This is a genomic window from Pantoea sp. MQR6, assembly GCF_022761075.1.
Classification (GTDB): domain Bacteria; phylum Pseudomonadota; class Gammaproteobacteria; order Enterobacterales; family Enterobacteriaceae; genus Pantoea; species Pantoea phytostimulans.
This window is the reverse complement of record NZ_JAKYXB010000001.1, coordinates 924,649-943,505: the sequence shown is the minus strand read 5'-3', so window position 1 is coordinate 943,505 and position 18,857 is coordinate 924,649. Positions and strand designations below refer to the sequence as shown.

The 18,857-nt window shown below is 51.2% G+C and carries 21 protein-coding genes, 1 pseudogene and 1 other annotated feature; of the genes and pseudogenes, 14 read left to right on the top strand and 8 right to left on the bottom strand.

Going from position 1 to position 18,857, the window contains the following annotated elements; genetic code table 11:
- Positions 1–3 precede the first annotated feature (3 nt).
- The gene (locus MUG06_RS04375; RefSeq protein ID WP_215846696.1) at positions 4–624 is read right to left on the bottom strand and encodes an L-threonylcarbamoyladenylate synthase; all 621 of its coding nucleotides are present in this window, start codon (positions 622–624) and stop codon (positions 4–6) included.
- Positions 625–636: 12 nt separating this feature from the next.
- Positions 637–1,521: a PHP domain-containing protein gene (locus MUG06_RS04370; RefSeq protein ID WP_215846695.1), complete on the bottom strand. Its 885-nt coding sequence runs from the start codon at positions 1,519–1,521 to the stop codon at positions 637–639.
- Positions 1,522–1,675: 154 nt separating this feature from the next.
- Positions 1,676–1,780 (top strand) — a sequence feature (Trp leader region).
- Between the two features lie 23 nt (positions 1,781–1,803).
- On the opposite strand from MUG06_RS04370, the gene MUG06_RS04365 reads away from it, so the two are divergent.
- The 6 genes and pseudogenes from MUG06_RS04365 to MUG06_RS04340 all read left to right on the top strand — a co-directional run bounded on the left by MUG06_RS04365 (position 1,804) and on the right by MUG06_RS04340 (position 8,823).
- Entirely contained in the window at positions 1,804–3,366 is a 1,563-nt protein-coding gene (locus MUG06_RS04365) for an anthranilate synthase component 1 (RefSeq protein WP_243077827.1), read from the top strand.
- Positions 3,366–4,959 (top strand): annotated as a pseudogene (trpD, locus tag MUG06_RS04360) (bifunctional anthranilate synthase glutamate amidotransferase component TrpG/anthranilate phosphoribosyltransferase TrpD). Before MUG06_RS04365 ends, trpD begins: the two are co-directional and overlap by 1 nt.
- A 2-nt stretch (positions 4,960–4,961) precedes the next feature.
- Positions 4,962–6,323, top strand: a complete 1,362-nt coding sequence (gene trpCF / locus MUG06_RS04355) for a bifunctional indole-3-glycerol-phosphate synthase TrpC/phosphoribosylanthranilate isomerase TrpF (protein WP_243077826.1) — start codon at positions 4,962–4,964, stop codon at positions 6,321–6,323.
- A gap of 47 nt (positions 6,324–6,370) precedes the next feature.
- On the top strand, positions 6,371–7,561 hold the full coding sequence (trpB, locus tag MUG06_RS04350) for a tryptophan synthase subunit beta (protein WP_215846690.1): 1,191 nt from the start codon (positions 6,371–6,373) through the stop codon (positions 7,559–7,561).
- Complete coding sequence (gene trpA, locus MUG06_RS04345) at positions 7,561–8,364, top strand: tryptophan synthase subunit alpha (RefSeq protein ID WP_243077825.1); 804 nt, start codon at positions 7,561–7,563, stop codon at positions 8,362–8,364. Before trpB ends, trpA begins: the two co-directional genes overlap by 1 nt.
- Before the next feature lie 144 nt (positions 8,365–8,508).
- Positions 8,509–8,823 (top strand): BON domain-containing protein, encoded by a 315-nt coding sequence (locus MUG06_RS04340; RefSeq protein ID WP_215846688.1) that lies wholly within the window; start codon positions 8,509–8,511, stop codon positions 8,821–8,823.
- A 53-nt stretch (positions 8,824–8,876) separates the two neighbouring features.
- Here MUG06_RS04340 and ompW read toward each other — a convergent pair whose 3' ends face one another.
- Positions 8,877–9,509, bottom strand: coding sequence for an outer membrane protein OmpW (gene ompW / locus MUG06_RS04335; RefSeq protein WP_243077824.1), 633 nt, complete (start codon positions 9,507–9,509; stop codon positions 8,877–8,879).
- Between the two features lie 254 nt (positions 9,510–9,763).
- Between ompW and MUG06_RS04330 the strand changes: the two genes are divergently transcribed.
- The 4 genes from MUG06_RS04330 to yciA all read left to right on the top strand — a co-directional run bounded on the left by MUG06_RS04330 (position 9,764) and on the right by yciA (position 12,027).
- Complete coding sequence (locus MUG06_RS04330; protein WP_215846687.1) at positions 9,764–10,180, top strand: YkgJ family cysteine cluster protein; 417 nt, start codon at positions 9,764–9,766, stop codon at positions 10,178–10,180.
- Positions 10,181–10,207: 27 nt separating this feature from the next.
- Positions 10,208–10,942, top strand: a complete 735-nt coding sequence (locus MUG06_RS04325; RefSeq protein ID WP_243077823.1) for a YciC family protein — start codon at positions 10,208–10,210, stop codon at positions 10,940–10,942.
- 56 nt (positions 10,943–10,998) lie between these two features.
- Positions 10,999–11,535, top strand: a complete 537-nt coding sequence (locus MUG06_RS04320; protein ID WP_243077822.1) for a septation protein A — start codon at positions 10,999–11,001, stop codon at positions 11,533–11,535.
- Positions 11,536–11,604: 69 nt separating this feature from the next.
- Positions 11,605–12,027 carry an acyl-CoA thioester hydrolase YciA gene (gene yciA, locus MUG06_RS04315; protein WP_215846685.1) on the top strand — a complete coding sequence of 141 codons (423 nt, stop codon included), beginning with the start codon at positions 11,605–11,607 and terminating at the stop codon, positions 12,025–12,027.
- Between the two features lie 152 nt (positions 12,028–12,179).
- On the opposite strand, the gene tonB is transcribed toward yciA, so the two are convergent.
- Positions 12,180–12,935 (bottom strand): TonB system transport protein TonB, encoded by a 756-nt coding sequence (gene tonB / locus MUG06_RS04310; RefSeq protein ID WP_243078493.1) that lies wholly within the window; start codon positions 12,933–12,935, stop codon positions 12,180–12,182.
- 203 nt (positions 12,936–13,138) lie between these two features.
- Here tonB and MUG06_RS04305 point away from each other — a divergent pair, with 203 nt between their 5' ends.
- Together MUG06_RS04305 and MUG06_RS04300 are read left to right on the top strand one after the other, a co-directional pair.
- Positions 13,139–13,435, top strand: a complete 297-nt coding sequence (locus tag MUG06_RS04305; protein ID WP_215846684.1) for a YciI family protein — start codon at positions 13,139–13,141, stop codon at positions 13,433–13,435.
- Between the two features lie 71 nt (positions 13,436–13,506).
- A complete protein-coding gene (locus MUG06_RS04300) occupies positions 13,507–13,680 on the top strand; it encodes a hypothetical protein (protein WP_215846683.1) in 174 nt (57 codons plus the stop codon).
- A 31-nt stretch (positions 13,681–13,711) separates the two neighbouring features.
- Here MUG06_RS04300 and MUG06_RS04295 read toward each other — a convergent pair whose 3' ends face one another.
- Entirely contained in the window at positions 13,712–13,885 is a 174-nt protein-coding gene (locus tag MUG06_RS04295) for a YciY family protein (RefSeq protein WP_215846682.1), read from the bottom strand.
- 162 nt (positions 13,886–14,047) lie between these two features.
- On the opposite strand from MUG06_RS04295, the gene cls reads away from it, so the two are divergent.
- Entirely contained in the window at positions 14,048–15,508 is a 1,461-nt protein-coding gene (gene cls, locus MUG06_RS04290; RefSeq protein ID WP_243077821.1) for a cardiolipin synthase, read from the top strand.
- 44 nt (positions 15,509–15,552) lie between these two features.
- Positions 15,553–15,876, top strand: a complete 324-nt coding sequence (locus tag MUG06_RS04285; RefSeq protein ID WP_215846680.1) for an HI1450 family dsDNA-mimic protein — start codon at positions 15,553–15,555, stop codon at positions 15,874–15,876.
- A gap of 45 nt (positions 15,877–15,921) precedes the next feature.
- Here MUG06_RS04285 and oppF read toward each other — a convergent pair whose 3' ends face one another.
- From oppF to oppC, 3 genes are read right to left on the bottom strand one after another with little or no spacing between them, the layout of a single operon-like run.
- Complete coding sequence (gene oppF, locus MUG06_RS04280) at positions 15,922–16,923, bottom strand: murein tripeptide/oligopeptide ABC transporter ATP binding protein OppF (RefSeq protein ID WP_243077820.1); 1,002 nt, start codon at positions 16,921–16,923, stop codon at positions 15,922–15,924.
- Positions 16,920–17,933: an ABC transporter ATP-binding protein gene (locus MUG06_RS04275; RefSeq protein ID WP_215846678.1), complete on the bottom strand. Its 1,014-nt coding sequence runs from the start codon at positions 17,931–17,933 to the stop codon at positions 16,920–16,922. The genes oppF and MUG06_RS04275 overlap by 4 nt, the downstream gene beginning before the upstream one ends.
- A gap of 11 nt (positions 17,934–17,944) precedes the next feature.
- Positions 17,945–18,853: an oligopeptide ABC transporter permease OppC gene (gene oppC, locus MUG06_RS04270; RefSeq protein WP_243077819.1), complete on the bottom strand. Its 909-nt coding sequence runs from the start codon at positions 18,851–18,853 to the stop codon at positions 17,945–17,947.
- Between the last annotated feature and the right edge of the window lie 4 nt (positions 18,854–18,857).

The following is an 18,857-nucleotide window of genomic DNA, read 5'->3' as shown; positions in this document are numbered from 1 at the left end:
AAATTACTGGAACGGACGGGTATCGCCAACGCCTTCGCGGATGATCTCAGGCGCATCATGCGTCAAATCAACGACCGTGGTTGGCTGCTGCCCCAACGTTCCTCCATCGATAATCAGATCGACCAATTTGCCAATGCTGTGCTGAATCTCTTCTGGGTCTGATTCGGTGAAATCATTGCCTGGCAAAATCAAAGAGGTCGACATCATTGGCTCATTTAACGCTTCAAGCAGCGCCAGAGCCACTGGATTTGACGGCACGCGCAGGCCAATGGTTTTACGCTTGTCGCTCATCAGGCGGCGCGGAACTTCTTTGGTGGCTTTCAGGATGAAGGTGTAATTCCCCGGCGTGTTGTTTTTTAGCAGACGAAACGCGGAATTATCGACCTGTGAATAGACTGATAACTCAGATAAGTCACGGCACATCAGGGTGAAATTATGATTGCCATCCAGCTGACGAATACGGCAAATGCGCTCCATTGCGCCCTTCTCTTCTAAACGACACCCCAAGGCATAGCCAGAATCGGTGGGGTAAACAATCACGCTGCCTTTATTGAGATATTCCACGGCCTGATTAATCAGGCGAGGCTGCGGATTGTCAGGATGGATATGAAAAAATTGACTCATAGAAACCTCGTGTCACCTTTCCGTGCAATCAGATGCAGGTGCCAAAGCCGGAAAACGTTCCCAGACCGGCTCGACGCCTGCGGGCAGCCATAATTTGCGTCCCAATTCAATCCACGGACAGGGTTGATGAAAATCAGAACCTTGTGAACCAGCTAACCCATTATCTCTGGCGTATTGCGCCAGCTGTGTGCGCTCATTAGGTGCTTGCTGGCACTGTGCAACTTCCATCGCATCACCGCCGGCATCGCGAAAATAAGCGACTAAGCGCTTAAGCCATTTTGCGGACAGTCCATAACGTCCGGGATGAGCCAGCACGGCACAACCACCAGAATGATGAATTGCATCAATAGCTTGTTCAATTGTACACCATTGTGGCGGGACATAACCGGTTTTACCGCGCGCCAAATAAGATTTGAAAACCTGCGCAAAATTATCCGCCCGTCCTTGTTCAACCAGAAAACGGGCAAAATGGCCACGCGTGATCACGCCACCTTCCGCCAAACGCGTTGCACCCGCCAGCGCGCCGGGAATCTGTGCTTTTTCCAGTCGTTCCGCAATATGTTCGGCACGTGTCTGACGGCGATCGTGCTGTGCAGCCAAAAAAGTGCTCATTACTGGATGGTGAATATCAATATTGAGTCCGACAATATGAATTTCATGATTCTCCCACACTGTTGAAATCTCAACGCCAGCCACAACTTTGATGGGCAAATCTTGATCAATAGCCACCTGCTGCGCTTCCGTAACGCCGCCCACTGAATCGTGATCCGTAATTGCTAAAACGCCAATACGCATCTCAACAGCGCGCTGCACAAGGGCCTGCGGCGTGAGAAAGCCATCAGATGCCCGCGTGTGGCTGTGTAAATCATAAATAGGGAAACGGGCGATATCGCTCAAGCTAACTCCAGTAAAAATCTAAACTGGCCAGCATGATAACGATTTTGGCGGTCAGAGAAAAAGTGTATTGACATTTAAGCTATGAACCCGTTAACTAGTACACAAGTTCACACGTAACGGGTATTTAATCATGGCTGTTGTTCGTACGCTTTTAAACGGTTGGTGGCGCGATGTTCCCAGATACGGGCGACGTCGTCGTGCACAACTAGCGTAAACGCTGTGCAGATACCTGAGCCCGCCACCGAGCGGGCTTTTTTTCGAGCGAAATTCAGAGAATTCATCATGCCAAATGCGAAACCTACAGTGAAGTTGATTACCGGCACCGCGCCCTATCGCGAAGATCCGGCCGCAGTGTTTCATCAGTTATGCGGCGCACGCCCGGCAACCTTGCTGCTTGAATCTGCGGATATCGACAGTAAACGTAACCTAAAAAGCTTGCTGATTGTTGACAGCGCCCTGCGTATCAGTGCGCTTGGCAATAACGTCACCTTACAGGCGCTTTCGGAAAATGGCCGCGCGCTGCTGCCGCTGCTGGATGCCGTGCTACCGGATTCCGTGAAGATTGAAGCGCGCCCCGATGGACGAGTTTTAACCTTTCCCACCACAGAAGCGCTGCAAGATGAAGACTCCCGCTTACAGGCGCTTTCCGTATTCGATGCGCTGCGTTTGATTCCTCAACTGGTGAACGCACCCGCCGATGAACGTGAAGCTTTGCTGCTGGGCGGTCTGTTTGCTTACGACTTAGTGGCTGGCTTTGAAGAACTCCCCGAACTGGAAAGTCATCAGCGCTGTCCTGATTACTGCTTCTATTTAGCTGAAACCCTTTTAGTGCTGGATCATCAGGAACGCAGCGCACGTTTGCAGGCTAGCCTGTTCAGCCCCTCCACCAGCGAATTCCAACGCCTACAAGGGCGTATTGAACAGTTGCATGGCCAAATGCTGCAGCCAGCAGCGCCGTTACCGGTTCAATCTGTTGAACAGATGACGCTGAACATTAATCAAAGTGACGAAGAATATTGCGAAGTAGTACGCGACATGCAGGAAGCGATTCGCATTGGCGAGATTTTCCAGGTTGTACCTTCGCGCCGCTTCTCGCTGCCTTGTCCGTCGCCGCTGGCAGCGTATGACACGCTGAAAAGCAGTAATCCCAGCCCATACATGTTCTTCATGCAGGATCAGGATTTCACGCTATTTGGCGCATCACCGGAAAGTTCGCTGAAATATGACGCAACTTCACGCCAGATTGAAATCTACCCGATTGCCGGGACGCGCCCGCGGGGTCGTCATGCTGATGGTTCGCTGGATCGCGATCTCGACAGCCGCATTGAGCTTGAAATGCGCACCGACCATAAAGAGTTGGCTGAGCATCTGATGCTGGTTGACCTGGCGCGTAACGATTTAGCGCGTATCTGCGTGCCCGGCAGCCGATATGTCGCCGATCTGACTAAAGTCGATCGTTATTCCTTTGTGATGCATTTAGTGTCACGCGTTGTGGGCACATTGCGCGAGGATCTTGACGTGCTGCATGCCTATCGCGCCTGTATGAATATGGGCACGCTAAGCGGCGCGCCAAAAGTCCGCGCGATGCAACGCATTGCCGCTGCGGAAGGTTCACGTCGTGGCAGTTACGGCGGCGCAGTGGGTTACTTCACCGCTAACGGCGACTTAGACACCTGCATTGTGATTCGCTCTGCCTACGTTGAAGACGGCGTTGCCACCGTGCAAGCCGGTGCTGGCGTCGTCCTGGATTCCAATCCCCAAGCTGAAGCGGATGAAAGCCGCAATAAAGCCCGCGCGGTGTTGCGCGCCATTGCAACAGCCCATCACTGCAAGGAGATTTTCTGATGGCCGATATTCTGCTGCTCGATAACATCGACTCATTTACCTATAACCTCGTCGACCAGTTGCGGACTTTCGGTCACAACGTGGTGATTTATCGCAACAACCTACCTGCAGAATTGCTGATCGACCATCTTCAGCGTATGGAGAACCCGGTATTGATGTTGTCACCAGGACCGGGCGCACCGAAAGATGCCGGTTGCATGCCTGAGCTGCTTCGTGTGCTGCGGGGTCGCCTGCCGATTATTGGCATTTGCCTCGGTCATCAAGCCATTGTGGAAGCCTATGGCGGACACGTGGGCCAGGCGGGCGAAATCCTGCACGGCAAAGCATCCATTATCACGCATGACGGTGAAGCGATGTTTTCTGGCCTGAGCAATCCGCTGCCAGTGGCGCGTTATCACTCGTTGGTTGGCAGCAACACACCCGACGAATTAACGGTCAACGCCAGCTTTAACGGCATGGTGATGGCAGTGCGCCACGATGCAGATCGTGTTTGCGGATTCCAGTTCCATCCTGAATCCATTTTGACTACTCAAGGCGCACGTCTGCTTGAGCAGACGCTGGCTTGGGCGCTGGCGAAGTAACAGGGAGAACAAAATGCATACTATTCTGGAAAAGCTTTACCAGGCGCAGACGCTAAATCAGGCTGAAAGCCATCAGCTATTCAGCGCAATCATTACCGGGCAGCTCGAGCCAACACAGTTAGCCGCAGCGCTCATCGCGATGAAAGTTCGCGGCGAAAAGCCAGAGGAGATTGCGGGTGCCGCAACGGCCTTGCTGGAAGATGCTAAACCCTTCCCGCGTCCCGATTATGCCTTTGCCGATATCGTTGGCACCGGCGGTGACGGCAGCAACAGCATTAATATTTCTACCGCCAGCGCATTTGTTGCCGCGACCTGTGGACTGAAAGTGGCGAAGCATGGCAACCGCAGCGTCTCCAGCAAGTCGGGTTCATCCGATCTGCTGGCTGCATTTGGCATTAATCTGGATATGCCTGCTGAGCAGGCGCGTAAAGCGCTGGATGATCTGAACGTTTGTTTCCTGTTTGCTCCGCAATATCACACTGGATTCCGCCATGCGATGCCGGTTCGCCAGCAGCTCAAAACCCGCACACTGTTTAATGTGCTCGGCCCGCTGATCAATCCCGCGCGCCCGCCGTTGGCCGTGATTGGGGTTTACAGCGCAGAGCTGGTGCTTCCTATTGCGCAGACATTAAAAGTATTGGGTTACCAGCGTGCCGCTGTGGTTCATGGAGGTGGCATGGACGAAGTGGCGCTGCATGATGTAACGCACGTAGCGGAACTGCGTGATGGCGAAATTACGCGTTACCTGCTGTCGCCAGAAGACTTTGGATTCGGCTTCCATCCCAAGGAAGCCTTGGCAGGCGGCACGCCGGAAGAAAACCGTGACATTCTTACACGTTTACTCCAGGGTAATGGCGAGCAGGCCCACGAGGAAGCCGTTGCCGTGAATGTGGCTATGCTGCTCAAAGTATTTGGCAATGAAGATTTGCGTGAAAATGCACAGCGTGCGCTCGCCGCAATCCGTAGCGGGCAGGCTTACGAGCGCGTGGTCGCTCTGGCAGCAAGAGGATAACCATGCAAGGTACAGTGTTAGAAAAAATTGTTCAGGATAAAGCGGTTTGGGTTGAAGCGCGTAAGCAGCAGCAGCCGCTGTCCAGCTTTCAAAACAGCGTAGAACTGGCATCGCGTAATTTCTACGATGCACTGCAAGGAGCGCGTACTGCCTTTATTTTAGAATGCAAAAAGGCATCACCTTCTAAAGGTTTGATTCGCGCTGATTTTGATCCGGCAGCCATTGCAGGCGTTTATCGTCATTACGCTTCTGCCGTGTCGGTATTAACCGATGAAAAATACTTCCAGGGTGATTTTGCTTTCCTGCCCATTGTTAGCGCAGCGATTACTCAGCCGGTATTGTGCAAAGATTTCATTATCGATGCGTATCAAATTTATTTAGCCCGTCACTATCAGGCAGATGCCATTTTACTGATGCTATCGGTGCTGGACGATGATCAATATCGTCAGCTCGCCGCGATAGCGCACAGCCTGAAAATGGGCGTGCTAACGGAAGTCAGCAACGAAGATGAGCTGGAGCGTGCCATTGCGCTGGAAGCCAAAGTGGTGGGTATTAATAACCGCGATCTGCGTGATATGTCGATTGATCTCAATCGGACTCGCCAACTGGCGCCACGTTTATCGCATGGCGTAACTGTCATCAGCGAATCGGGTATTAACAGCTACGCCGATATTCGTGAGCTTAGTCATTTTGCTAATGGTTTCCTGATCGGTTCTGCCCTGATGGAAGAAGATGATTTACAAAGCGCGGTGCGTCGCGTCACGCTGGGCAGCAATAAAGTCTGTGGGCTGACGCGAGCTGAAGATGCGCGCGCTGCGTACGAAGCCGGTGCGATTTTTGGTGGTCTGATTTTCGTTGAAAGCTCGCCACGTTATGTGGACAGCGTCAAAGCAAAAACGGTGATAGCAGGCGCACCACTGAGCTATGTAGGTGTTTATCGCAACGCTGCAATTAGTGACATTGTCACGCAAGCAGCAGAGTTACAGCTGGTTGCGATTCAGCTTCATGGCGATGAAGACCGTGCTTACGTCGCTGAATTACGGCAAGCGTTACCTGCATCCGTGAAAATCTGGAAAGCGTTGCGTATTGAAGGTGCTTTACCGGAACGCGACTGGCCACATGTTGATCGCTATGTCTTTGATAACGGAAACGGCGGCAGCGGCCAGCGCTTTGACTGGTCACTTTTGCAAGACCAGAAGCTTGATAATGTATTATTGGCAGGCGGATTAAGTGCTGACAACTGCGTTGAAGCGGCACGACAAGGTTGTGCGGGTCTCGACTTTAACTCTGGCGTGGAAAGTTCGCCGGGGATTAAAGATGCCAGCAAAATTGCGGCCGTGTTCCAGACGCTTCGCGCCTATTGATTTGCCGGACCCGCGTTGCTGCGGGTCAGAAAAAGAGAGATGAAAAAATGACGTTACTGAATCCCTATTTTGGCGAATTTGGCGGTATGTATGTACCGCAAATCTTGATGCCAGCCTTGCGCCAGCTGGAAGAAGCGTTTGTTGACGCGCAAAAAGACCCTGAGTTTCAGGCTGAATTTACTGATTTGTTGAAGAACTATGCGGGACGTCCCACAGCGTTAACGTTGTGTAAAAACCTGACTAAAGGCACCAAAACGCGTCTTTACCTGAAGCGTGAAGATCTGCTGCACGGCGGCGCGCATAAAACTAACCAGGTTCTGGGTCAGGCGCTGTTAGCGAAGCGCATGGGTAAAAACGAAATTATTGCCGAAACCGGTGCCGGGCAGCATGGCGTAGCTTCGGCATTGGCTTGTGCACTGCTTGGCATGAAATGCCGCATTTACATGGGTGCCAAAGATGTCGAGCGTCAGTCGCCTAACGTCTTTCGTATGCGTTTGATGGGTGCGGAAGTGATCCCTGTTCACAGCGGATCCGCGACCCTGAAAGATGCCTGTAACGAAGCATTGCGCGACTGGTCTGGTAGCTATGAAACCGCGCACTACATGTTGGGCACCGCTGCTGGCCCTCATCCTTTCCCAACTATTGTGCGTGAATTCCAACGCATGATTGGTGAAGAGACTAAAAAGCAGATCCTTGAAAGAGAAGGCCGTTTGCCAGATGCCGTGATCGCCTGCGTGGGCGGCGGTTCAAACGCTATCGGTATGTTTGCTGATTTCATTGATGATACCAGCGTGAAGTTAATTGGCGTTGAACCAGCAGGACACGGCATTGAAACCGGCGAGCACGGTGCTCCGCTGAAACATGGTCGCGTTGGCATTTACTTCGGTATGAAAGCGCCAATGATGCAGACAGAAGATGGACAGATTGAAGAGTCGTATTCGATTTCTGCCGGTCTCGATTTCCCGTCCGTTGGCCCTCAGCATGCACACCTGAACAGCATTGGCCGTGCCGACTACGTATCCATCACTGATAATGAAGCCCTGGCTGCGTTTAAACAGTTGTGTCGTGCCGAAGGCATTATCCCCGCACTGGAATCGTCACACGCGCTGGCGCATGCACTGAAAATTATTCAGGCTGATCCTGAAAAAGAGCAGCTTATTGTGGTCAACCTTTCCGGTCGCGGCGACAAAGACATCTTCACCGTTCATGATATTTTGACAGCGCAGGGAGAAATCTGATGGAACGTTATGATCAACTGTTCAAGCGTCTGGCAGCGAACAAAGAAGGTGCTTTTGTTCCTTTCGTCACCTTGGGCGATCCGTCACCTGAACTCTCTTTGCGCGTAATTGATGCGCTGGTTGAAGGCGGTGCAGATGCGCTGGAGTTAGGCATTCCCTTTTCCGACCCGCTGGCTGATGGCCCGACAATTCAAAACGCAACATTGCGTGCCTTCGCTGCGGGTACCACGACGGCTCAATGTTTCGAAATGTTGGCAAGCATTCGTCAAAAATATCCCGACTTACCTATTGGCTTACTGATGTATGCCAACCTGGTGTTTGCGAATGGTATTGATGCGTTTTATGCACGCTGTGCAGAAGCTGGTGTGGATTCTGTATTAGTTGCTGATGTGCCGGTTGAGGAATCTGCGCCCTTCCGTCAGGCCGCCCTGCGCCATAATGTTGCGCCAATCTTCATTTGCCCACCAAACGCCAGCGATGATTTATTGCGTGAAATCGCTTCACATGGCCGTGGATATACTTATCTGCTGTCACGTGCCGGCGTAACCGGTGCTGAGAATCGCGCCAGCCTGCCGCTGCATCATCTGATCACCAAACTGCGTGAATACAATGCGGCCCCGCCTTTACAGGGTTTTGGTATCTCTGAACCTGGTCAGGTGAAAGAAGCCATTGCATCAGGTGCAGCGGGTGCTATCTCCGGATCGGCGATTGTGAAGATCATCGAAAAGAATCATGCACAACCTGACGTGATGCTGAGCGAGCTCAAAGCGTTCGTCAGCAATTTGAAAGCAGCCAGCCGCTAACAAAATCATGCCTTATCGTGCGGTAAGGCATGATTTCTTTCTCTTTTTATCTCCTCGCAGTTGCCCATTATTGAATTCTTGCACCACAATTAACTCGCGCCGTTATGGTAACGTCGCATCACCTTTGTGACAGGGAGAGAAGCAATGAAATGGTTTAAAGTGCTGACAGGTGCGTTGATTGCGAGTGTGGTTGCGCTGACACTGAGCGCCTGTGCGCCGACACCAACTAAAGAAGGCACCGGCGGTTATATTGATGACACTGTGGTAACGACTAAAGTTAAAGGTCAGCTTTTGAAAGATGACTCTCTGAAATCCACTGAAATCAATGTAGAAACCTTCAAAGGAAAAGTTCAGCTGAGCGGTTTTGTGAGTTCGCCACAAATGGCGAATCGTGCGGTAGAAGTGGCGCGAAGCGTAGCGGGTGTGAAATCTGTTGTGAATAACATGCAAATTAAATAGCACATTGTTCACCACTAAAAAGGCCGCTATGAAAAGCGGCCTTTTTTCTTTTATCAGAAACGGTAACCCGCACCGAAGAAAAATACCCAAGGATCGATACGCATATTAATGTTCTGCTGCTCACCGCCTGCTTTAAACTTCACTTCTGTATCAATATCCATGTACCACACCGAAGCATTCAGCATCCAGTCGCGGTTAATCTGGTAATCCAATCCAACTTGTCCCGCCATACCCCACGAATCTTTAACGCTCAAATCAGTTAAACCGGCATCGCGTCCAGTGTTATTAAAATCGGCATCATAAAACGTGGTGTAGTTAATACCTACGCCGATATAGGGGCGCGCTTTGCTTTTGCTGTCAAAAAAATAGTATTGCGCCATCAGCGTTGGCGGCAACTGGCGCACCGTGGCCAACGTGCCGGTTGGTCCCAAACCCACTTTGTGGCGGAACGGCGTCGCTGCAAGTAGTTCCACGCCAATGTTATCCGTTGCCATATAGGTAAAAGTCAGGCCAAGCTGCGTATCATTGCTGGCGGAGAATGATCCCATGCCCAGCACATTATCCGATCCTTCGGTTGGTCGTACGGTTGCGCTGCCTGCACGCATAAAAAAATCGCCAGCCTGATGAGCCAGTGCCAGTTGAGGTAATACCAGAGTCAGTAGCATCGCGCATTTTGCCAGTTTCATGGTCGCTCCTTTGCAGAATTTTAATCGTGGGAAGATGTTGTCATTTATTTGTCGGCAAAGGTTTAACGCGATTTTTTGAAAAATGCATCCAAATCATTTCGACTAATTTGCTTAAAAAACAAAGGATTGATTTAGATCAATTTAGACGGAGCCATGATGTTGAAAATAGAGCTTGCTGAAAAATTTGCCCCCGCTTATTTTGCTTATCTTCTCTGGTGATTTTGGTTCGATGCTCAGGAGTAGCTGGCGATCAAATGAGCGAAATAACAAATCCATGTATCAGCTGTGGCGCCTGTTGCGCCCACTTCCGTGTCTCTTTTTACTGGGCTGAAGCTCAAGACGCGGGCGGCGTTGTGCCCACTGAATTAACTGAACCTCTCAGCCTGTTGATGCGCAACATGATCGGCACCAATACGCGTACACCACGCTGTATCGCGTTAGAGGGTGAAATCGGCGGGTGCGTTTCTTGCGGTATTTATGAACAGCGGCCAACACCTTGTCGAGAGTTTGCCATGTCCGGTGAAAATGGTGAGTGGAACGAAGCCTGCGATCGCGCCAGAGCGCGTCACGGTCTTCCAGCACTTTTTCACCCATCTTTACCTGTGATGACAGAAAGTTATGCCGCGGCGGGTGCCAGCGAGCTGCCAGAACATGTACAATCGCCGGGTTAATCAACCCGGTTTCTCCAAGGAGTGTACATGTCTATCACGGCAAGCTCGTTATACCGTGACACTGGAAATTTTTTTCGCCACCAGTTATTAACTGTCGTGCTGATGTCGCTGTTGACCGCTTTTATCACGGTCATGCTGGCGCACGTGATGACGCCCGGTGAAGATCAATTGGCGATTTTGCAACAAGGCGATTCCAGCGCCACTTCTCTGTTTGACATGGTTCAGAATATGTCACCCGAACAGCAGCGTGTATTACTTCGCGCTTCCGCCGCGGGCACCTTTGCCGCGCTGGTGGGCAACGCCTTGCTGTTAGGTGGCATGCTGTGCCTGATCCCAATGGTCTCTTCCGGTCAACGCGTTAGCGCCTTACGTGCAATTGGTGCCTCTGCACCGCTGCTGCCGAAACTGATACTGCAAACCTTCCTCATCACCTTGCTGGTTCAACTCGGCTTCATGGTGGTTTTAATCCCGGGCGTGATTTTTGCGATTCTGTTTTCGCTGGCACCTGTGATGTTAGCCAGTGAAAAAATGGGTGTATTCGCGTCTATGCGCGCCAGCATGCGTATGGCGTGGCAGAATATGAAGCTCATTGCTCCGGCTATTATTCTTTGGCTGCTGGCAAAAATCGCGGTTATGTTCTTCTTCTCCTCTTTGACCGTGCTGCCGGTAAATGTAACTTCAGTAATGCTGACCGCAGTGGGCAATCTGGTTTCCGTTGTCTTGATTATCTACCTGTACCGGCTCTATATGCTGTTACGTTAATTGTGGGTGCGCCTGCGGGCGCATCAACTAACGCCTCTGCCTTTACTGGAATGACTATGAAGCAGTTACTCGATTTTCTTCCCTTGGTGGTTTTTTTCGTTTTCTACAAGATGTACGACATCTTTGTCGCCTCCGGCGCGCTGATCGTTGCGACAGGCTTAGCCTTGGTTGTTAGCTGGGTGCTGTATCGCAAGCTAGAGAAAATGACTATCTTTACCTTTGTGCTGGTTGCAGTGTTTGGCACATTGACCCTGGTTTTCCATAACGATGAGTTCATTAAATGGAAAGTAACGGTGATTTACAGCCTGTTCGCGCTGGCATTGCTGTTTAGCCAATTTTTCATGAAACAACCGCTGATCCAGAGCATGTTAGGGAAAGAACTGCAGCTTCCTGGCCCCATCTGGCGTCGCTTGAATGTTGCCTGGGCGATGTTCTTCCTGATTTGCGGCCTGGCAAATATTTATGTGGCCTTTTGGTTGCCTCAGGAAGTTTGGGTTAACTTTAAAGTGTTTGGTTTGACCGGCCTTACCCTGCTGTTTACCTTATTCAGCGGACTCTACATCTGGCGACAGATGCCGCAAGAACAAAAATAATTATTCGCCCGGTACGCGCCGGGCAATTTTTGGCGCCTGCCGCCATCACCTGCATAAGAAACTGAAGCAATGGACGATAAGCATAAGTTGCCGCAAGGCGAAATGGTGTTGCGTACCTTAGCCATGCCGGCGGATACCAATGCCAATGGCGATATATTTGGTGGCTGGCTCATGTCGCAGATGGACATGGGCGGCGCAATTTTGGCTAAGGAAATTGCAGAAGGACGCGTAGTGACAGTGCGTGTGGACGGTATGACGTTCCTCAAGCCGGTCGCTGTGGGAGATGTTGTGAGCTGCCATGCCAATTGCATTCGCACAGGCAACAGCTCCATGACGATTAACGTTCAGGTATGGATCAAGAAAGTCTCGTCAGAACCGATTGGCCAGACATATTGCGCGACGGAAGCGGTGTTTATTTATGTTGCGGTGGATAATGAAGGAAACTCTCGTCCGCTGCCGCAAGGCCGAGCCAATCAGCAACCCCATGCCTGAGTGACGTTGAAATAAACTGTGCTGGCGAAATCTAACGGATAAGGTTGAAAACTCTCAACGTCCGAGTCTGGGAAGGTGAGTCCGATGGTTAACAGAAAAACGCGTTAACTGTCGGACATCCCCCACATTACCCCATCCTCAATAAAGAACGGTTATTCGATACTTGCGCCACCGTTCATTTTGAACACGATATTCATGGTCAAATTTTGTCCCGGACGACCACTCTGATAACGCCACTTCTTCATCGCCTGCTTCACTTCTCGCTCAAACATATTACGCGGCTCCGCTGAGAGCACGCGGATGTTATCAACGCGGCCATCGCTATCCACATCAAACTGCACACGAACGCGCCCTTCTATACGTAATGCAAAAGCACGTGCGGGATAAGCAGGTTTGCTGACATTCAGCGCTTTGGGTCCATTTGAGACCGATTGTGTCGGCGCAGGATTCGTTTTAGGTGCAGTAGTCGGCTTAGTTTGTGTCGTCGGCGCCTCTTGCTTAAAGGGATTCGCCTGCGGCTTACTTTCCTGACGCGGTTTCACTTCGCGCTTCGGCTGCTCGCGTTTGTGTTCTGGCTTAGGTTTCGGCTTCGGCTTCGGTTCGGGCTTAGGAATGGGAACGGGCACAGGCTTAGGCGGTTCCGGCGCAGGCTGTGGCTCAGGAACCGGTTCAGGCTCTGGCTCAGGTTGCGGTTCCGGTTGTGGCGGTTGTACAACAGCAGGTGCCGGTTCAGGCTGCACTTCTGGAGCCACCATCGTTACGCTGATCGGCTGCGACGCCTTAGGAACTTCAATAACCTGGTTATACGAGGCATAAAGGACGCCTGCAATCACCGCGCCGTGTAATGCAACGGAAAGTAACATGGAAATCGGCGTGCGTTTTGGTAATGGCATAGTCAGCGTGGTCATAACAATCGCAGTCATTGAGTGAAGCAGCGATTTTAAATGCAAATAGCAATCAGTTTCAATAACTGCTGCAGCCAGGTTGAAAGAAAAGCGTTTTTTAAACCCTGGATGCTCACTAAAGTTGCGCATCTCTTCTTTCGTTTGCACTCTGATTAACGATCACTTAACGTGTTGCGAAATTCAGAAGAATTAATCGGAGCTACCAAGTGCTTTACGTCATTTATGCAGAAGACAATGCCGACTCACTGGAAAAACGTAACGCCGTGCGCCCTGCACATCTCGCACGCCTGAAACTGCTGCATGAAGAAGGTCGCCTGATCATTGCTGGACCCATGCCCGCTGTTGACAGCAACGATCCGGGTGTAGCGGGTTTTACGGGTTCAACGGTTATTGCTGAGTTTCCATCACTGGAAACCGCTCAATCCTGGGCTGAAGATGATCCTTACATTGCCGCAGGCGTATATAAGAACGTTGCGGTAAAGCCGTTCAAACGCGTTTTTTAATTTCCGCATTATATAAAAATGGCTTCTGAGCATCAGCGCAGAAGCCATTTTTTTTGATTGGGCTCTGCATTATGCAAATGGTTATTTTGGCGCTGCTGTTGGTTATTGCTGTACTGATTGGCTCAGCGATTATGCTGTGGCGCAAACATGGCTGGAAGCGTAGAAAGCATTTGATTGTCATGCTGATTGTTCTTGCCGCCGCGCTACAGCTGGTCAACCTAAAATTAGTGATGACCGGACATTAATAAAAAAGCCGCATCGTGCGGCTTTTTTATTTTATAAAATTTGCGTAATGAACAGAATGGAACGACGTTGCTGCTGAGCAAGTTGATGCCGAATGCCGTGAATGCGCTTATAGCGTCGTGACTGCCCTTCCAGCCAACGCGAGCGGCGGCGGTGAGCCTGACGTAACATTCTCCAGCGAGCTACTTCATTTTTGCTTCGTCTCATGACTTCCTCTCTGACATCGATATCACGCGGACGCATTATAGAGATCTGTACGCCAATGCCAAATCGTATCTCTTATCGTGAAGGGTCAACGATAAAGGGTTTCACTGACCGACATCTGCACGTAAACTTCTCAGACCAAAGCGCGAACAGGACGTCCACTTAATGACCACTTTTTACACGCTTATCAGTTGGTTATTGCTGTTTGGCTACTGGCTACTGATTGCCGGAGTCACGCTGCGAGTACTGATGAAGCGTCGTGCCGTGACCTCAGCCATGGCCTGGCTGTTAATTATCTATATTCTGCCGTTGGTTGGCATTATCGCTTATCTGTCGTTCGGCGAGCTACATTTAGGTAAACGGCGCGCCGAGCGTGCGCGCACCATGTGGCCTTCAACCGCAAGATGGCTGAACGATCTTAAACAATGTCGTGAAATATTTGCCACCGAACACAGCGACGTAGCACGCTCACTTTTTCAGCTGTGTCAAAACCGTCAGGGCATTGCAGGCGTAAAAGGCAACCAGCTACAGCTGTTAACCAGCTCCGATGAAGTCATGCAGGCGCTGATTCGTGATATTCAGCTCGCTCGTCATAACATTGAAATGGTGTTCTATATCTGGCATCCCGGTGGCCTGGCGGATGAAGTTGCTGAGTCCTTGATGGCTGCCTCACGGCGTGGCGTACATTGCCGTCTGATGCTGGATTCAGCGGGCAGCGTAACGTTCTTCCGCAGCCCTTGGGTAGGAATGATGCGCAATGCGGGCATTGATGTGGTCGAAGCGTTGCAGGTCAGCTTGTTGCGTGTGTTTCTGCGCCGTATGGATCTCCGCCAGCACCGCAAAGTAGTATTAATCGACAACTATATTGCTTATACCGGTAGCATGAATCTGGTGGATCCACGCTTTTTCAAACAGGACGCAGGCGTAGGACAATGGGTCGATTTGATGGCGCGCATGGAAGGCCCCGTGGCTACCGCAATGGGCATTGTCTTTAGCTGTGACTGGGAAATTGAGACCGGCAAACGCATTCTTCCGCCGCCACCCGATCGCAACATCATGCCTTTCGAAAAAGAGAGTGGTCACACGGTACAAGTTATCGCCTCGGGTCCAGGTTTTCCCGAGGACATGATTCATCAGGCTTTGTTAACCGCAGTTTACTCCGCGCGTGAGCAATTGATCATGACCACGCCCTACTTCGTGCCCAGCGACGATCTGTTACATGCGATCTGCACCGCAGCTTTACGTGGCGTGAATGTTAGCATTGTGGTACCACGCCACAATGATTCACTACTGGTAGGCTGGGCCAGCCGCGCCTTTTTCAGTGAGTTGCTGGAAGCGGGTGTTAAGATTTATCAGTTTGAGGATGGCTTGCTGCATACCAAAAGCGTGCTGGTTGATGGGCAACTCAGCCTGGTCGGTACGGTTAACCTTGATATGCGCAGCTTATGGCTCAACTTTGAGATCACCTTAGTGGTCGATGATGCAGGCTTTGGCAGCGACCTTGCTTGTGTTCAGGATGATTACATCGCCCGCTCAAGACTGCTGGATGGCAAGCGCTGGGCGAAACGTGCCTGGTGGCAACATATCGTTGAACGACTGTTTTACTTCTTTAGTCCTTTACTGTAAAACGAGCAAAATTGTGTAAACGCCCTTGGGCAACGGGATAGATCATGGATTTAAATAATCGCCTTACCGAAGACGAAACCCTGGAACAGGCTTACGATATTTTTCTCGAACTGGCAGGTGACAACCTCGATCCGGCGGATATCATCCTCTTCAATTTACAATTCGAAGAGCGTGGCGGCGCAGAATTGTTCGATCCGTCTGAAGACTGGTCTGAACATGTTGATTACGATCTGAATCCAGACTTCTTCGCAGAAGTCGTGATCGGATTAGGTGAAGCGGACGGTGAACCGATCACTGATGTGTTTGCGCGCGTTCTGCTGTGCCGCGAGAAAGACAATAAACTGTGCCATATCTTGTGGCGTGAATAAGCGCCAATGATGAAAAAACGCCGGGCAACTGCCCGGCGTTTTGTTTTATAACGGATCGACCTTGAGGCAAGAGACAGCATGGCGGAAACTGCCTTCCAGTAATGGACGCGTTTTCGCACACTCTGGTCCAGCAATCGGGCATCGGGTGCGAAATACGCAGCCGGATGGCGGATTAATTGGCGAAGGCAGCTCACCTTCCAGCAATTGAATCTGCTTGTTCTTTTCCAGATCCGGGTCGGGAATGGGCACCGCTGACATCAACGCTTTGGTGTAAGGATGCTGCGGATTGCTATAAACCTCATCGTAAGTGCCTAATTCCACAGCATGTCCGAGATACATCACCAGGACACGATCGGAAATATGCTTCACGACGGCCAAGTCGTGCGCAATAAAGATCAGTGACAAGCCCATTTCACGTTGTAACTGCTGTAGCAGGTTGACTACCTGCGCCTGAATTGACACGTCGAGCGCTGAAACCGGCTCATCACAAATGATCAGTTTTGGCTCAAGAATCAGCGCACGCGCAATACCAATACGCTGACATTGGCCGCCTGAAAATTCATGCGGATAACGGTTTATCAGGTTTGGCAGTAACCCTACTTTCATCATCATATTTTTGACGCGATCTTTGACTTCCTGACGCGCCATTTTGGGATGATAGGTGCGCAGCGGCTCAGCAATGATGTCGCCAATGGTCATGCGCGGATTCAGTGAAGCCAGCGGATCCTGGAAAATCATCTGGATATCGCTGCGGGCTTTACGCCACTCCTCTTCACTTTGTCCCAGCAGGTCGCGCCCTAACCACGCAACGCGGCCATCTGTGGCTTTTACCAAGCCGATGATCGCACGCGCTAAGGTGGATTTGCCACAGCCTGACTCTCCGACCACGCCCAGCGTCTCGCCTTCGTACAAACGCAGGCTGACGCCGTCCACCGCTTTTAAGCTTTTTGATGGCTGCCAGAACCACTGTTTGCCATCTTTGATATCGAAATGCACCTTCAGGTCGGCGATTTCAAGCAACACTCTTTTCTCAGCTACGGTGCTCATACTAATTCCTCCACCGGTTTAAAGCAGGCGCGTAAACGTCCCTCTTCAAACGGTAATAGCGGCGGCGCTTGGGTACAGATGTCCATGGCGTGAGGACAGCGCGGCTGGAACGGACAACCTTGCGGCAGGCGCAGCAGATTGGGTGGATTGCCTGGAATGGTCGTCAGGCTCTCACCTTCTGCATCCAGACGCGGAACGGCATTGAGCAGGCCAATCGAATAAGGGTGTGCCGGTTTATAGAACACATCGCGCGCACGACCATATTCCATGGTACGTCCGGCATACATGACCAGCACTTTGTCGCAGATCCCGGCCACGACACCCAGATCATGGGTGATCATGATAATAGCCGTGTTGAACTCACGCTTCAGATCGTTCAGCAACGTCATGATCTGCGCTTGCACTGTCACATCCAACGCTGTAGTAGGTTCATCTGCAATCAGCAACTTTGGACGACACATCAGCGCCATAGCGATCATGACGCGCTGACGCATACCACCAGAAAACTCATGCGGATACATCTTCATGCGCTTGCGCGCTTCCGGCATTTTTACTGCGTCTAGCATGCGCACTGACTCTTCAAACGCCTGTGCGCTGTTCATGCCCTTGTGTAGCTTAAGCACTTCCATCAACTGCTCACCCACGCGCATATAGGGATTGAGCGATGTCATGGGATCCTGAAAGATCATGGCAATCTGCTCGGCACGCAGCTTATTTAGCTTTTTCTCGGGCAGATTGAGAATCTCATTGCCGTTGAACATCGCCGAACCGCCGATGCGGCCGTTTTTCGCCAACAGCCCCATTAATGCAAAAGCGGTTTGTGATTTGCCTGAACCAGACTCGCCGACAATACCCAGCGTTTCGCCAGCACGCAGTGAGAAATTCAGGTCATTAACGGCGGTGACATCGCCATCATGCGTATCGAAGGTGACGCGTAAATCTTTAACATCTAACAGCAGATCACTTCCCGAACGGGCAGCCAGGGCTGGCTGAAATTCATGAATAGTCATCGGGAAATTCCTTAACGATCTTTCGGGTCGAGGGCATCACGCAGGCCATCGCCGATAAAGTTAAAACAAAACAGCGTAACGACCAGGAAACCCGCCGGGAAAAACAGCAGCCACGGAGAGACTTCCATTGAATTGGCGCCGTCACTAAGCAACGCACCCCAACTGCTGAGCGGCTCTTGCGTACCTAAGCCGAGGAAGCTCAGGAATGATTCGAACAGAATCATACTCGGCACCAGCAAAGAGGCGTACACCACCACCACGCCAAGCACGTTCGGCACGATATGACGTAACACAATGTTGAACGTTGAGACGCCGCCAACATGCGCTGCTTCTATGAACTCTTTGCGTTTTAGTCCCAGGGTTTGACCACGTACAATACGTGCCATATCCAGCCACGAAACCATGCCGATGGCGGCAAAGATCAGCAAAATGTTACGGCCAAAGAAAGTCACCAGCAAAATGACGAAGAACATGAACGGAAATGAGTTCAGTATTTCAAGAATACGCATCATGACCGAGTCAGTTTTCCCGCCGAGATAACCGGCAACCGAACCGTATAACGTGCCGACAATCACCGCGATCAACGCGGAAGCAATCCCTACCATCAAGGAAATTCGACCGCCAATGGCAACGCGCACTAACAAGTCACGTCCCGAAGAGTCGGTGCCAAACCAGTGTCCTGACGTGGTGTCTGGCGTTGCGGACATCATGCCCCAATCGGTGTCGTCATAGGCGAACTGCGACAGCATCGGTGCAATGATGACAAACAGCGTAATCAACAGCAGAACCAACAAACTGATCAATGCTGCACGGTTATGGATAAAGCGGCGACGCGCATCCTGCCAAAGGCTGCGCCCTTCTACTTCCAGTTTTTCACTGAATGCATCAAGAGCTTCGCTGTTTTTCTTACTCAACATCATGGCG